13 protein-coding genes are annotated in these 13,210 nt (G+C 73.5%); 6 read left to right on the top strand and 7 right to left on the bottom strand.

Features of this window, described 5'->3' with window-relative positions; translation table 11 throughout:
- Positions 1–73: 73 nt before the first annotated feature.
- From E1211_RS12010 to E1211_RS12025, 4 genes are read right to left on the bottom strand one after another with little or no spacing between them, the layout of a single operon-like run.
- Positions 74–1,555 (bottom strand): 2-hydroxymuconic semialdehyde dehydrogenase, encoded by a 1,482-nt coding sequence (locus E1211_RS12010; RefSeq protein ID WP_132348475.1) that lies wholly within the window; start codon positions 1,553–1,555, stop codon positions 74–76.
- Between the two features lie 23 nt (positions 1,556–1,578).
- On the bottom strand, positions 1,579–2,916 hold the full coding sequence (locus E1211_RS12015; RefSeq protein ID WP_132348452.1) for an NAD(P)/FAD-dependent oxidoreductase: 1,338 nt from the start codon (positions 2,914–2,916) through the stop codon (positions 1,579–1,581).
- A complete protein-coding gene (gene kynU / locus E1211_RS12020; RefSeq protein ID WP_132348454.1) occupies positions 2,913–4,223 on the bottom strand; it encodes a kynureninase in 1,311 nt (436 codons plus the stop codon). Before kynU ends, E1211_RS12015 begins: the two co-directional genes overlap by 4 nt.
- Before the next feature lie 22 nt (positions 4,224–4,245).
- Positions 4,246–5,148 (bottom strand): tryptophan 2,3-dioxygenase, encoded by a 903-nt coding sequence (locus E1211_RS12025; RefSeq protein WP_132348456.1) that lies wholly within the window; start codon positions 5,146–5,148, stop codon positions 4,246–4,248.
- Positions 5,149–5,293: 145 nt separating this feature from the next.
- Between E1211_RS12025 and E1211_RS12030 the strand changes: the two genes are divergently transcribed.
- The 3 genes from E1211_RS12030 (at position 5,294) to E1211_RS12040 (ending at position 7,284) form a co-directional block, all read left to right on the top strand.
- Entirely contained in the window at positions 5,294–5,773 is a 480-nt protein-coding gene (locus E1211_RS12030; protein WP_132348458.1) for an Lrp/AsnC family transcriptional regulator, read from the top strand.
- Between the two features lie 122 nt (positions 5,774–5,895).
- The gene (locus E1211_RS12035; protein ID WP_243709503.1) at positions 5,896–6,432 is read left to right on the top strand and encodes a hypothetical protein; all 537 of its coding nucleotides are present in this window, start codon (positions 5,896–5,898) and stop codon (positions 6,430–6,432) included.
- Between the two features lie 12 nt (positions 6,433–6,444).
- Entirely contained in the window at positions 6,445–7,284 is an 840-nt protein-coding gene (locus E1211_RS12040; RefSeq protein WP_132348461.1) for a class F sortase, read from the top strand.
- A gap of 11 nt (positions 7,285–7,295) precedes the next feature.
- Here the strand turns inward: E1211_RS12040 and E1211_RS12045 are convergent, their stop codons facing one another.
- Entirely contained in the window at positions 7,296–7,829 is a 534-nt protein-coding gene (locus E1211_RS12045; protein ID WP_132348463.1) for an HNH endonuclease, read from the bottom strand.
- 341 nt (positions 7,830–8,170) lie between these two features.
- Between E1211_RS12045 and E1211_RS12050 the strand changes: the two genes are divergently transcribed.
- The 3 genes from E1211_RS12050 to E1211_RS12060 all read left to right on the top strand — a co-directional run bounded on the left by E1211_RS12050 (position 8,171) and on the right by E1211_RS12060 (position 11,467).
- Positions 8,171–9,220 (top strand): mechanosensitive ion channel family protein, encoded by a 1,050-nt coding sequence (locus E1211_RS12050; RefSeq protein ID WP_132348465.1) that lies wholly within the window; start codon positions 8,171–8,173, stop codon positions 9,218–9,220.
- A gap of 239 nt (positions 9,221–9,459) precedes the next feature.
- Entirely contained in the window at positions 9,460–10,872 is a 1,413-nt protein-coding gene (locus E1211_RS12055) for an MFS transporter (protein ID WP_132348467.1), read from the top strand.
- Between the two features lie 175 nt (positions 10,873–11,047).
- Positions 11,048–11,467, top strand: coding sequence for a globin (locus E1211_RS12060; protein WP_132348469.1), 420 nt, complete (start codon positions 11,048–11,050; stop codon positions 11,465–11,467).
- Positions 11,468–11,798: 331 nt separating this feature from the next.
- Here E1211_RS12060 and E1211_RS12065 read toward each other — a convergent pair whose 3' ends face one another.
- Together E1211_RS12065 and E1211_RS12070 are read right to left on the bottom strand one after the other, a co-directional pair.
- On the bottom strand, positions 11,799–12,383 hold the full coding sequence (locus tag E1211_RS12065) for a YbjN domain-containing protein (RefSeq protein ID WP_132348471.1): 585 nt from the start codon (positions 12,381–12,383) through the stop codon (positions 11,799–11,801).
- Between the two features lie 131 nt (positions 12,384–12,514).
- On the bottom strand, positions 12,515–13,210 hold a 696-nt coding region (locus tag E1211_RS12070; protein ID WP_243709506.1), incomplete at its 5' end, for a hypothetical protein.

Genomic DNA, 13,210 nt, shown 5'->3' on the forward strand with positions numbered 1-13,210 from the left:
GAGGCGACGCCGGGCCCGGTGCCCGCCGTGCCGGCTCGCGGGGCCCCACGACCGAGCCGGATGATCCGCCCGCTCACGCGAGGTCCACGCAGACGTTTGTCAGTTCGGAGTAGAAGTCCAGCGAGTGGACGCCGCCCTCACGGCCGATGCCGGACGCCTTCACCCCGCCGAACGGGGTGCGCAGGTCGCGCAGGAACCAGGTGTTCACCCAGACGATGCCGGCGTCGAGTCGGACGCCGGCCCGGTGCGCCCGGCCGACGTCCCGCGTCCAGACCGTGGCGGCGAGGCCGTACTCGGTTCCGTTGGCCAACCCGTACGCCTCCTCCTCGTCGTCGAACGGCGCGACGTGCACCACCGGCCCGAAGATCTCCTCACGGTTGGTCCGGGCGTCCGGACCGAGCCCGGTCAGCACCGTCGGCTGCACGTACGCGCCGCCGTCGCGGGCGTCCATGAAGCGCGGCGTACCGCCCCCGGCGATCACCTGCGCGCCCTCGGCACGGGCCAGGTCGTAGTGGCCGAGCACCTTGTCCCGGTGGCCGTGCGAGATCAGCGGCATGTTCACGGTGGCCTCGTCTGCCGGCCAGCCGTACGCCAGCTCCCCCGCGCGCTTCGCGAGCCGCTCGGTGAACTCCTCGAAGACCGGCCGCTGCACGTAGATGCGTTCGGTGCAGAGGCAGACCTGCCCGCCGTTGGTGAAGCTGGAGCGGACCGAACCGGCCACCGCGGCCTCCAGGTCCGCGTCGGCGAAGACCAGCCCGGCGTTCTTGCCGCCCAACTCGAAGCTGACCGCCTTCACCCCGTCGGCGGCGGCGCGCATGATGGCGCTGCCGGTGGCCGACTCGCCGGTGAAGGTGATCGCGTCGACTCCGGGGTGCCGGGTGAGGAACTCCCCCGCCGAGTCCGGCCCGAAGCCGTGCACCAGGTTGAACACGCCCGCCGGTGCGCCCGCCGCGGCCATCACCTCGGCGAGCAGCGTCGCCGACGCGGGGGTCTCCTCACTGGGCTTCACCACCACGGCGTTGCCGCAGGCCAGCGCCGGCGCCACCTTCCAGGTGAGCAGCAGCAGCGGCAGGTTCCACGGCACCACGACGGCCACCACCCCGACCGGCTTGCGGACGGCGTAGTTGAGCGCCCGGCCGCCGGTCGGGGTGACGGTGGTGAACGACTCGGTGGGCGCGGTCGCGACGATCTCGGCGAAGGCCCGGAAGTTCGCGGCGCCGCGCGGGATGTCGAGGGTGCGGGCCTGCGAGATGGACTTGCCGGTGTCGGCCACCTCGGCGGTGACCAGGTCGTCGAAACGACGCTCCAGCTCGTCGGCGATCCGGCGCAACACCTCGGCGCGCTCCCGCTCGCCCATCCGGCCCCACGGGCCGCGCAGGGCCGCCCGAGCGGCGGCCACCGCATCGTCCACGCAGGACGCGTCGGCCTCCGCCACCTCGAAGACCGGCTCCCCGGTGACCGGGCTGGCCTTGGTGAAGCGGCGCCCGGAGTCGACGAACTCCCCGCCGACGAAGTTGCGCAGCAGACCCGGCCCGTCCGGCGCCCGCCCGGTCATCAGTCGTGGATCCCACATGACGGTCATCGACGCCTCCCTCGACCGAGCAGCATCCCGGCCGCACCGACCAGCAGGGCCGCCGCGCCCGCGGCGACCACGCCGAGCGCCTGATGCTGCCGGCGTACCCGACGGGCCACCTCCGCGTACGGGGTGGTGGAGAAGGACACCAGCTCGTAGCGGGAGACGTACCGGCCGGGCAGCGCCCGTTCCAGCGCGTGCTCGACCTTACGGCCGAGCTGGAACAGCGGCGAGGCGACCTTGTCCCGCATCTCCACGAAGTTCGCGAGCGCCATCCGGGCGATCGCCTCGGCGTTGTCCTGCCGACGCCGCTGGAACAGCGGCAACGCGGCGGACCAGTCGTCGTCGCACTCGTCCAGGCAGCGGTCCAGTTCGACGACGTCCTCCAGGGCACAGTTCGCGCCCTGCCCGTAGAACGGGACGATGGCGTGCGCCGCGTCGCCGAGCAGCGCCACCTTCCCGTTCACCTGCCACGGCGTGCACCGCACCGTGCCGAGCACGCCGACCGGGTTGTGCTGGTAGTCGTCCACCAGGTCCGGCGCGAGCGGGACCAGGTCCGGGTAGTGCTCGGCGAAGTGCCGTTCGATCGCCGCCGGGCTGCCCAGCGAGGCGAAGGCCGCCGTGCCGTGGGTCGGCCAGAAGAGCGTGCAGGTGAAAGAGCGGTCCGGGTTGGGCAGCGCGATCATCATCGAGGTGCCGCGCGGCCAGATGTGCAGGGCCTCCGGATCGAGCGCGAAGTCGCCCCCCACCGGCGGAACGGTGAGCTCCTTGTAGCCGTAGTCGAGGAAGTCCAGGCTCTCGGTGAGCAGCCCGTGCGCGAGCAGCTGGCCCCGCACGGCCGAACCGGCCCCGTCCGCGCCGAGGACCACCGGGACGTTCGCCGTCACCTTGCCCTGCGGGGTCTCGAACGTCAGCTCGCCGGTCGCCGGGTCGAGCCCCACCAGGCGGTGGTCGAAGACGGCCCGTACCCCGGGCCGCGCGGTGGCCGCGTCGAGCAGGGCGTTGTTCAACGCGCCCCGGCTGATCGAGTTGATCGCCCGGTCCCCGGAGGCGCTGTAGGACTGGAACTGCGGCTCACCCGCCACAGGGTGGATCATCCGGCCGCGCATCGGCAGGGCGTCGGCCATCACCTGCTCGTCGAGGCCGATCCGGCGCAGCGCGTCCAGGCCGCGCTCGGAGAGGGCGAGGTTGATCGAGCGACCCCGCTCGACCCGCCCGGTGCGCGGATCCGGCCGCCGCTCGTAGAGCGCCACCCGGTAGCCGCGCCGGGCCAGGAAGCAGGCCAGCAGGCAGCCGGCGAGGCCCGCGCCGACCACCGCGATCTCGTCGTGCTCCCGCGTCACCGGGCCACCTCCGCCACCGTCGCGGCGAGCGCCTCGGCGACCCGCCAGCAGTCGTGGAACGTGGAGTAGAGCGGCACCGGGGCGAACCGGACGACGTCGGGCTCCCGGGCGTCGGCGATCACCCCGTGCTCGTGACGCAGCCGCTTGGCGAGCTCCGCGGCGCTGCCGGCGCCGATGCGTACCGAGAGCTGGCACCCGCGCCGCGCCGGATCACGGGGGGTGAGCACGGTCAGCGGGCGACCGGCGGTCACCTCGTCGAGCAGCCGCTCCAGGTAACCGGTGAGGCGTAGGCTCCGCTCCCGCAGCGCCGTCATGCCGACGGTGTCGAAGAGCTCCAGTGAGGTACGGACCGGCCCCATCGAGAAGATCGGCGGGTTGGAGATCTGCCACGCCTCCACGGTGGCCGGCGGCCGGGACACCGGGGTCATCTCGAAGCGGGTCGCGGCCTCGGTGCTCCACCAGCCCTCGAAGCGCTGCAGCGTCGGGTCGCCGAGGTGCCGTTCGTGCACGAACGCGCCGGCCAACGCCCCCGGCCCGGAGTTCAGGTACTTGTACGAGCACCAGGCGGCGAAGTCCACGTCCCAGTCGTGCAGGCGCAGCGGCACGTTGCCGGCGGCGTGGGCGAGGTCCCAGCCGACGATCGCGCCGACGGCCCGGCCGGCCGCGGTGATCGCCGGGACGTCCAGCAGCTCGCCGGTGAGGTAGTTGACGCCACCCAGCAGGACGAGCGCCACCCGGTCACCCTCGGCGGCCAGGTAGCCGGTCACGTCCTCGGTGCGCAGGGTGTCCTCACCCGGGCGGGGCCGCAGCCGGACCACTGTCTCGTCCGGGTCGAGCCCGTGGAAGCGGGCCTGGCTGCGCACCGCGTAGCTGTCCGACGGGAAGGCGCTGTCCTCGATGACGATCCGGGTACGCCGCCCGGCCGGGCGGTAGAAGCTGACCATCAGCAGGTGCAGGTTGACCGTGAGCGAGTTCATCACCACGGTCTCCGCCGGTAGCGCGCCGACCAGCCGTGCGGCCGGTTCGGTGAGCAGTTCGTGGTACGGCAGCCAGGGCCGCCGCGCCTCCAGGTGCCCCTCGACGCCGAGCCGACCCCAGGCGTCCAGGTCGGCGAGGAGTTCGTCGCGGGTGGCCAGTGGCTGCAGTCCGAGCGAGTTGCCGGCCAGGTACGCGGCCTCCGGGTAGCGGCCGCCGTCGGCGGGCGGCACGTGGAACAAGTGGCGGTGCCCGGGGTCGGCCGCGTCGAGCCGGCGTGCCTCGTCCTCCGGCGCGGTCAGGCGGGGTGGAGCGGGGTGAGGGGCGTTCATCGGGTTGACGTCTCGCTTCCGATCACATGCTGGTACGGGCCGACCACAGCTCCGGGAAGACCACCCGGGCCATGCTGCGCTGCAGCCACGCCAACCCGGCGGAGCCACCGCTGCCGACCTTGGCGCCCATCGTCCGCTGCACCGCCTTGACATGCTGCCAGCGCCACTCGCCGAACTGCTCGGCCACCTCGGTGAGCGCCTCGCCGAGCTGCCGCAGGTGGTTGTCCGGCCCGTTGTCGGCGTAGACGGCCACCCAGGCCGCCTCGATCCGCGGGTGCGCCTCGTGCTCGACGCTGACGTCCCGGTCGAGCAGTTCGGCGGGGAGGTCGAAGCCGCGGCGGGCGAGCAGGGCGACCACGTCGTCCCAGAGGCTCGGCGCGGCGAGCGCGTCGCGCAGTTCGGCGTGGACCTCGGTCTGCCGGCGGAACGGGCGGATCAACGCGGGGTCCCGGAGGCCGAGCAGGAACTCCAGGTGCCGGTACATGGCCGACTGGAAACCGGACGCCTCGCCGAGCAGGTTGCGGAACCGGTTGAAGTCGGCCGGCGTCATCCAGCGCAGTCCGCGCCACGCCGCGTTGAGCGCCTCCAGGTGCAGGGCGGCCCGGCGCAGTGGCGCGAGCGAGTCCCAGACCCGGTCGGCGCGGATCATCTGCTGGGCCTGGAGCAGCTCGTAGCGGGTCAGTCCGAAGTAGAGCTCCATGATCTGGCTGACCATGAGGAAGGACATCTCGCCCGGGTCGTCGCTGAGCGGCTGCTGCAACCGGTGCAGGGTGCTGGCGTGGGTGTACACGTCGTACGGCACCCGGCCGGCGAACTCCAGGGTGGGTTCGCCACCGGTACGCGCCGCCTTCGCCTCGCGCTGCTGGGGCGTGACCGGGCGTACCGCCGCGGTCAGCGTCGCCCCCCGCAGCTCCGTCTGCTTCACCGTCGTCTCCTCCATGAGCCGGTTCCCGCCATGATGTCGCGCGTGGATCGCTTGGCGGAATGCGCGATCAACGGGACTGACCGGTACCGACCTACCGGACCGAAGGCGTGAGGCCCGTTCCGGTTCAGGAAAGTAAGGTCGCCTCATGGACGACATGGACTGGGCGTTGCTGCGTGAGTTGCAGGCCGACGCGCGCCTCTCCTTCAGCGAGCTCTCCCGGCGCGTGCACCTGTCACCGCCCGCGGTCGCGGAGCGGGTACGCCGGCTGGAGGAGTCGGGGGTGATCACCGGCTACCACGCCCACGTCGACCTGGCCCGGGCCGGGCGCAGCGTGGTGGCGCTGATCCGGATGTCCTGTTATGGGTCGCGGTGCATCCTCTACGACCCGAAGGTGCCCACCTGGCAGGAGATCCTGGAGATCCACCGCATCACCGGCGACGCGTGCAGCATGTTGAAGGTGGCGGCCGGATCGATCGACGAGTTCGAGCGGGTGATCGACCGGCTGGCCCCTTACGGTCAGCCCTCCAGCACGATGGTGCTCTCCACCCCGCTGGACTGGCACCCGGTCACCCCGCTCCCGCGTGGCGCCGGACCCGACAACGAACCGGCCGGCCGCCGCCGCTGACCGAAGCCTCCCGGGCGTGCGCCATCCCGCCGCCGAGGCGGTCGGGTTTGCCGGCAGACCAGGGGGAAAACACCGCGGGTCGCCCCAGCAGGACCGGTGCACCGGTGCCGGGAGGGAGGATCATGCGGGGTCAGCGACCGGACGGTGGGGTGTGTCCCACCCCGTCGACCATCCTCAGGCTGCTCGGGGCGTTCGCCCTGATCGCGTCGTTCGTCCTGGTCGGCGCCGCGCCCGCCCGGGCGGGCGAGAACGTCTTCGTCGAGGTCACACCGAACAGCGTGCAGGCCGGCGACCGGGTGCGGCTCCGGGCGAGTTGCGACAACTCGAACAACCGGCAGGCGGAGGTCGAGTCGGACGCGTTCGGCCGGGTGACGGTACGACCGGACAACGGGTTCCTGACCGGCTCGGTGACCGTGCCGGAGAACAAGGAGCCCGGTGACTACCCGGTCAACCTGCGCTGCCCGAACCGCAACACGGCCTCCACCACGCTCACCGTGCTGAACATGGCCCAGCCGAGCAAGGGCCCGGCGACCGGTGGCGGCGGCACCGCCATGGGCGGGGGGACCAGCATGCTGCTGCTGGTCGGCGGGCTGGCCGCGGTCGGTGTCGCGGTGGCGCTGGGCATGGCGGGCAGCCGCCGTCGCGGAGCGGGTTCCTGACCCGGGGGCAGCATGGCCCGCCCTACCGCAGGCCGCAGGCGACCGGACCGGAGCACCTTCCGGACGGCCGCCCGGTCGACACTGCGCGCGTCCGGCCGGTTCGCCGCGAAGACCTCGCGCCGGCTGGGCCGGGTCGCCCGGCACACGCTCACCGCCGGAGTGGCCACCACCGACCCGCAGAACGCGCCGCTGCCGGCCCGGCCCGGGCGTCCGCGAGTGCGGCACCGGCTCGGGGCGGGCGGTGGACCGGGCCTCCCGGTGCTGCTCGTCGCCGGGCTCATGGTGCTGATCGTCGCGATGCTCGGGGTGGAGCGGGTGACCGGGCTCAGCGTCCTACCGGACCAGCTCAGTGCGGGCCTGCGCCCGCCGCCGAAGAAGTTCCCGGTGCTGCCGGCGAGCCGACCGGCGGAGCTCTCCATCCGCACGATCGACCTGCGGGCGCCGGTGCACGACGTGGGAATCGCCGCGGACGGCAGCATCGGGGTGCCGGACGCCGCACGGGCCCACGAGGCCGGCTGGTACGACCAGGGCCCCACCCCCGGCCAGTACGGTCCGGCGGTGATCGTCGGGCACGTCGACACCACCAGCGGGCCGGCGGTCTTCCACGACCTGAAGGAGCTGCGGGCCGGCGACCGGGTGGAGGTGACCCGGGAGGACGGCACCGTGGCGGTCTTCGAGGTGAACTCGGTGCAGCGGTTCGACAAGAACGAGCTGCCGGTGGAGGAGGTCTTCCGCGACTTCAGCCGCCCGAACCTGCGCCTCATCACCTGCGGAGGCCGCTGGGTCGGTGGGGCGACCGGCTACGCCGACAACGTGGTGGTCTTCGCCTCCCTGGTGACCGCGCACCGCTGAGACGCGGCGGCTCACGCCGCCTCGGGCTCCCGCAGGTCGAGCCAGTCGGCCCAGCGCGGGTCGGGCGCCCGGTGGCCGAGCACCCGCCAGGCGTTCCCCTTCGGCGCGGCGGGTGCCGAGTGCAGCCGCCAGCCCAGCTCGGCCGGGGTCTTGTCGCCCTTGGTGTGGTTGCACCGGGCGCAGGCGGCCACCACGTTGTCCCAGGCGTGCCGGCCGCCCCGGCTGCGGGGAAAGACGTGGTCGATGGTCTCCGCCGGCCCTCGGCAGTAGGCGCAGCGCCAACCGTCGCGGGCGAAGATCGCCCGGCGGGACAGCCCGACGTGGGTGCGGTAGGGCACCCGGACGTACCGGGTCAGCCGGACCACCGAGGGCACCGGGAGGGCGTCCCGGGCGCTGTGCAGGATGCCGTCACCGTCGGCCACGCAGACCGCTTTGGCGGAGAGGACGAGGATCGCGGCCCGACGCACCGACACGACGCACAGCGGCTCGTAGGTGGCATTGAGGACCAGCGCACCGGAGCCCACCGTGGGTCGTATGTCAGGCATCGCGCTCACCCTCCCGGTTCAGCGGCCACCTTCCGCGCGCCGCCGACCGGGGACGGGCACGACGCCACCACGGTCGACGCCGGCCGGATCACCGACGTCCGTTGCGCCAATCGTCCCTGATCGGACCCCGGATTGCACGTACTAATCCGGGGTCCCTCATGAAGCATTTTCCGGCCGTGCCAGGATGACCGGTTCACCCCCGTCGGTTCGGGCGGCCGACATCTGACCCCCGGCCCCTCGTCACCTCCGCAGATCCGGACGATCGACGCAGGCGGGGCGCCGACGCCGCCCGCCGGTGGGTCGGCCGCGGCCCCGCCGGTGCTTTGCGGTACGAATTCACGGTGACTGCCTCTGCCCTGACGGCCCTCGCCGCCGCCGCTCCCCCGGACGACAGCCCCAGCCCGGAGTGCCTGAACGAGGCGCTGTGCAACGCCGTCTGGAAGGCGACCCACTGGACCTGGCTCGCTGAGGGCAGCTACTGGATCCTCGTCAAGCCGCTGCGGATCGTCCTGATCCTGCTGCTCGCCGTGGTCGCCCGCTGGGCGGTGCGGAAGACGATCAACCGGCTGGTCCGCACCACCAGCGACGCCGGCGTACCGGCCATGCTGCGGCCGCTGCGCGAGCGGGTGCCGACGGCGGCGACCGAGCCCGGGGAGTTCGTCCCGGAGCGGCGACGGCAACGCGCCGAGGCGATCGGCTCCGTACTGCGCAGCCTCACCACCGCCTTCGTCTTCGGCATCGCGCTGTTGATGATCCTGCGTGAGTTCAGCTTCGACCTGGCCCCGCTGCTGGCCAGCGCCGGGATCGCCGGCGTGGCGCTGGGCTTCGGCGCGCAGAGCCTGGTCAAGGACCTGCTGGCCGGCCTCTTCATGTTGATCGAGGACCAGTACGGCGTCGGCGACACCGTCGACCTGGGCGAGGCGACCGGCGTGGTCGAGTCGGTCGGGCTGCGGGTCACCACGGTCCGGGACGGGCGGGGGGTGCTCTGGTACATCCGCAACGGCGAGATCATCCGGGTCGGCAACAAGAGCCAGGGCTGGGCGCTGGTCGTGGTCGACCTGCCGATCGGTTTCGCCGGTACGGAGGAGGCCACGGCGGTGCTGCGTACCGCGGCCGCCTCGGTGGCGGTGGACCCGGAGCTCGCCCCGGAGATCGTCGAGCCGCCCGAGGTGCTCGGCGTGGAGCAGATGACGGTCGAGGGGGCCGTGATCCGGACGGTGGTGAAGACGACCGCCGACGGCCAGTTCGCGGTCGGCCGGGAGCTGCGCCGCCGGCTCGCCGAGGCGCTGGAGAACTCCGGGATCACCGCGCAGATCGCCGCCGCCCGCCTCTTCCCCGGCGTGACGACCCGGCCGGTCGACGGCGAGACCGGCCAGAGCGGCGCGACCTGAGTCTTTCTCGGCCGTCCATCGACGGAGGGGTCGCGGGCCGCCCGGCCCCTCAGGTATCGTCCGTTCGTTCAGTCGGAGATGCGACGATCTATCCGTTCGCCCTAGCCAGTCGTCAGACGATCGGGCAGAATCCGGGGCACGTGTTCCCGCCAGAAGCGTGCTGCGTCCTCGCTGATCCGCAGATCTGACGAGAGTTCTCGAGCCGGTGCCGTCATCAGTGGCCTGCCCCCTCGGGAGCGATGGAGGCGACGGTGACCGACGAGCGACCCTCTCCGGAAGGGCCGGCGACCTTCCGCGAGGTCTTCGCCCAACGGGAGTTCGGGGCCGTCTTCACGGCGGGTGGACTCTCCTGGATCGGCGACTATCTCGCCAAGGCCGCGGTCACCGTGTTGGTCTACCAGGAGACCCGGTCGGTCGCGCTCTCCGCCGCCGCCTTCGCGGTGAGCTTCCTGCCGTGGCTGGTCGGCGGCCCGCTGCTCGCCGCGCTCGCGGAGCGCCACCCGTACCGGCGGGTGATGGTGGCGTGCGACCTGATTCGCATGACGCTGATGGTGCTCATCGCCATCCCGGGTCTGCCGGTGTACGTCGTGCTGGCGCTGCTCTTCCTCGCGACCCTGGCCAACCCGCCCAGCCAGGCCGCGAAGTCCGCGCTGATGGCACAGATCCTCACCGGCGACCGGCTGGTGCTCGGGCTCTCCCTCAACGCCAGCGCCGGCCAGGCAGCCCAGGTGGTCGGCTATCTGGTGGGGGCCGCGATCGCCCAGTTCGACCCGGCCGTCGCGCTGCTGATCAACGCGGCCACCTTCGCCGTCTCGGCGGCCCTGCTCCGCTTCGGCGTGCGGGAGCGGTCGGCGGCGCTGGACGTCGCGAGCCGTACCCATCTGCTCCGGGAGACCGCCGAGGGGTTCCAGATCGTCTTCGGCACTCCGGTGCTGCGGGCGATCGCCGTGCTGGTCTTCAGCTCCATGCTCTTCTCGATCGTGCCCGAGGGGCTGGCCGCGGCGTGGGCGGACCAGAAGGCCGGCGGCGACCTGGACCCGGGTCTGGCGCAGGCGGTCATCATGGCCGCCAATCCGGTCGGCTTCGTCCTCGGTGGCCTGCTGATCGGGCGCGCCTTCGGCCCGGCCCGGCGGCTGACCCTGATGCGGCCGCTGGCCGTACTCGCCCCGCTGACCCTGGTGCCCGCCCTGCTCGACCCCTCGCCGGTGGTGGTGGCGCTGCTCGCCGCCGCCTGCGGCTTCGCGGTCGCGGGCATGCTGCCGACGGCGAACGGGCTCTTCGTCCAGGTCCTGCCGGACGCCTTCCGTGCCCGCGCCTTCGGCGTGATGGCCACCGGGATGCAGGTGATCCAGGGGCTGGCCGTGCTGGTCACCGGCGTGCTCGCCGACCGCTTCGCCATCCCGTCCGTGGTCGGCGTGTGGAGCGCCGCCGGGGTCGTGCTGATGCTGGTGGCCAGCCTGAGCTGGCCCAGCCGCCCGACGGTGGAAGCGGCCGTCGCGCTCGCCTCGAGCGCGCAGACCGGCCCGGTCCCGCCCCGATCCGCCGGCCCGGCCCGCGTCACCCCTGCCGGCGGCCCGGGGAGCGCAGCCGCGGCCGACCTGCCGGGCGACGATGCCGTCGACGGCGATCGGGCCCGGCACGCGGTCACCTGAGTTCCGTGGGGGCGCCCGGCCCCGCCGTGGGACCGCCACGCCCGGCGGCGCCCGGCCGGCTCGACGGGCGGGATGTGGAGTGCGTGAAGCGTCTGCCCACCCCTCGTGACCGGGCGCACAGCGGCGAGCGTCTCCTCCGTGCCGCCGCCGGTCGGGTGCCTGGCAGGATGGAGCGGTGAACCCCGCAGGCGAATCCGACCGCTCCCGGCCGTCGCAGACCCTCTTCGACGCGATCGGCGGCGAGCCCACGTTCCGCAAGCTGGTGGACGAGTTCTACGCCGGGGTGGCGGCCGACCCGCTGCTGCGCCCGATGTACCCGGAGGAGGACCTGGGCCCGGCGGCCGACCGGCTGACCCTCTTCCTCATCCAGTACTGGGGCGGCCCGAACACCTACTCCGCCCAACGGGGGCACCCGCGACTGCGGATGCGGCACGCGCCGTTCCGGATCGGGGTGGCCGAGCGGGACGCCTGGCTGCACCACATGCGCCGGGCGGTCGATCGGCTCGACCTGCCGGCGGAGCAGGCCACCGCGCTCTGGGACTACCTGGAGCGGGCCGCGTACTTCATGGTCAACGTGATGGAGGACCCGGCCTGACCGGCCGCCGGGCGGGGCCGACCGGCGTCGCGGCCGGGCCGCCCACCCGGCCCACCGCCTGAGCCCGGCCGCTCACCGGCGCACCGCGTGAGCCGGCCCGCGTACGGGTCCGCCCGCGCGAGCCGGCCCGGAGCCCGCCGAACCCGCGACCCGAGCCCGCGCACGGGTCCACCTGCCCGAGCCGGCGCGAAACCGGCCGAGCTGCAGCCCTGGCCGGCTCGCGGATCCACCTGCACGAGCCGGCGCGAAACCGGGGCGAACCGTGGCCCGGTCGACGTCCCACCGGTCTTCCGGGCCCGCGCCCCCGGCAGGGACGGTCGGGCTCGGGAGCTCAGAGCAGGGCGCCCTCGTCGTGCAGCCAGTCCACGAAGCTCGTGGCCACCGCCGCGCCACAGTCGAGCATCTCGACCAGGAGCGCGTCGTGGGCTCCGGCTCCCATCGGCACCTGCAACTCGGCGTAGATGGGCAACTGGCCACGCTCGGTGGGGTCGCCGACGTACGCCTTGCAGAACCGGCGGGTGTGGTTCCACTCGTTGACCACGCGGTAGGCCCGGTCGGCCCAGTCCGGCGGCACCGTCGCGTGTGGACGGGCCCGCATGACCAGGATCTCGTCCTCCGGCCCCTCGAGGGTGACCAGCACGGCGTGCCGCTCCCACATGGCGAGCAGGTTGCCGTCGCCGTCGGCCAGATAGCGCACGTCGAGCAGGTCGAGCGCGTCGCAGACCCGGCTCAGGGTGACCGGCGCGACGGTCGCCGGTATCTCGGCGAGCACGGACCGGTCGTTGGGCTTGCAGTCGTCTTCCGGTTGGCGCGGGGACGGCGGTCCGATCCGGACGGTGCCCTCCACTGTGATCCCGCTTCGAGTTTCCGGGTCGCCGCCGTTGGCGGGACCGGGGCGCCATGACCACCACGGCATCGCTCGCGCACCTCACTCCCCAGCGGATCCAGTCGCCTACCGTGCGTTGGATCCGAGGATGGACGGTACCCGGACAGCCGGGTTGAAGCATCCCCCCAACGACCGCCCCAGGCTAGAAGGATGATGCCTGGTCAGCCGTTCGGATGAGGCGTGAGGGACATCACGGCAAGATCCGTGCCTTTCTGCAACCATGCCGCTCCGTACGGTCCCACCAGGCCGACCCATCGGCCCGCGACGCGCACCTGCACGTCGGCGACCGGTCCGGGCTGCTCCGGCGCGCCCAGGAAGCCCATCCGGACGAGCCCCTGCACGAGCCGCTGCGGCACCTCGACGGCGGGACCCGGCGGGTCGTCCGGGGTGACCAGTACGGCGACGTGATCGAGCAGCGCGTCGCGCAGCGCCCGCTGCCCCACCGCCCGGCCTCCGACACCCTGCTCGCTCGCCGTGCGCAGGGTGCCCGCCGCCGCCCGGGCGATCCGCCACACCTCGCCGGCGGGGAGGACCTCCACCGGCCGGCTCGCCGCCGGAGGCAGCGGCCAGCGCCACTGCGCGTCCCGCCGGGGCGGGAGCGCCGGGCCGGAGCGCTCCAGCTCGGCGAGCAGATCGGCGGCGCCGACGGCCACGTCGCCGGCGCCCGGACCCGCGACCGTCCGCACCACCAACACCTGCCACGGCAGCCGGGCCCAGATGGCGATCCGGTCCGCCCCGACCGGCCGGAGCCGCACCGGCGCGGACCGGTCCAGCCGGACGAGCCGGGCCAGGAACGCCCCGGCGTCGGCCGACCCGACGATGCCGTGACCGCCGTTCGGGGCGGCCCCCTCCGGCCC

It is taken from the genome of Micromonospora sp. 15K316 (assembly GCF_004348525.1).
Taxonomy (GTDB): Bacteria; Actinomycetota; Actinomycetes; order Mycobacteriales; family Micromonosporaceae; genus Micromonospora.

Bases quoted from the DNA above. Each gene is read 5' to 3' on its own strand.
- E1211_RS12010 (WP_132348475.1), bottom strand. From the start codon at position 1,555: ATGACCGGGCGGGCGCCGGACGGGCCGGGTCTGCTGCGCAACTTCGTC.
- kynU (WP_132348454.1), bottom strand. From the start codon at position 4,223: ATGAACGCCCCTCACCCCGCTCCACCCCGCCTGACCGCGCCGGAGGAC.
- E1211_RS12030 (WP_132348458.1), top strand. From the start codon at position 5,294: ATGGACGACATGGACTGGGCGTTGCTGCGTGAGTTGCAGGCCGACGCG.
- E1211_RS12035 (WP_243709503.1), top strand. From the start codon at position 5,896: ATGCGGGGTCAGCGACCGGACGGTGGGGTGTGTCCCACCCCGTCGACC.
- E1211_RS12040 (WP_132348461.1), top strand. From the start codon at position 6,445: ATGGCCCGCCCTACCGCAGGCCGCAGGCGACCGGACCGGAGCACCTTC.
- E1211_RS12045 (WP_132348463.1), bottom strand. From the start codon at position 7,829: ATGCCTGACATACGACCCACGGTGGGCTCCGGTGCGCTGGTCCTCAAT.
- E1211_RS12055 (WP_132348467.1), top strand. From the start codon at position 9,460: ATGGAGGCGACGGTGACCGACGAGCGACCCTCTCCGGAAGGGCCGGCG.
- E1211_RS12065 (WP_132348471.1), bottom strand. From the start codon at position 12,383: ATGCCGTGGTGGTCATGGCGCCCCGGTCCCGCCAACGGCGGCGACCCG.